General features: G+C 49.1%; 1 protein-coding gene. It reads left to right on the forward strand.

Going from position 1 to position 780, the window contains the following annotated elements; translation table 11 throughout:
• Positions 1-780 (forward strand): sodium:solute symporter family transporter (locus tag R7Z50_RS26645; protein ID WP_411979522.1); only part of this gene is annotated, 780 nt, incomplete at both ends.

Raw genomic sequence — 780 nt, forward strand, 5'->3', positions numbered from 1 at the left:
AGTTTTTCACTTGGGTAATCATTCCATTAAGTGTGATTAACGCGGGTGTTTGGCTAAACGGTTTGGGTGTGTTTGCTTCTGAGGTTTTTAATGCCGACATCGTGACTACCATTTGGGTGACTGGCCTTGCGGTATTGGCTATCTCATTGCTGAGTGGTGCGTGGGGCGTAGTGGCGTCGGACTTTATTCAAACGCTGGTTGTTGCGGTTATCTCCATTGCTTGTGCGGCAGTTGCATTGTACGTCGTTGGTGGCCCTGGCGAGATCGTTGAGAACTTCCCTGGTGGCTTCATCATGGGCCCAGATATGAACTACCCACTACTGTTAGTTTGTACGTTCATCTTCTTCGTAGTGAAACAGCTGCAAAGTATCAACAACATGCAGGAGTCTTACCGTTTCCTTAACGCGAAAGATTCGAAAAACGCAAGCAAAGCTGCGCTGATGGCGCTTGTGATGATGCTATTTGGCGCGGTAATTTGGTTCATCCCACCTTGGGCTTCAGCAATCCTGTACCCAGATGCAGCAACGCAATACTCATCATTGGGTGCGAAAGCAAGCGATGCGGTTTACCTTGTCTTCGCTCGTGAAACAATGCCTCTAGGCACCGTTGGTCTGCTCATGGCAGGTCTGTTTGCGGCGACCATGTCTTCGATGGACTCTGCACTAAACCGTAACTCAGGTATTTTCGTTCGCAGCTTCTACTCAAACATCGTGCGTAAAGGCCAAGCTTCGGATAAAGAGCTACTGCGTGCTGGTCAAATCGCATGTTTGGTGAACGGCA

Source organism: Vibrio sp. 1249-1 (assembly GCF_033340495.1).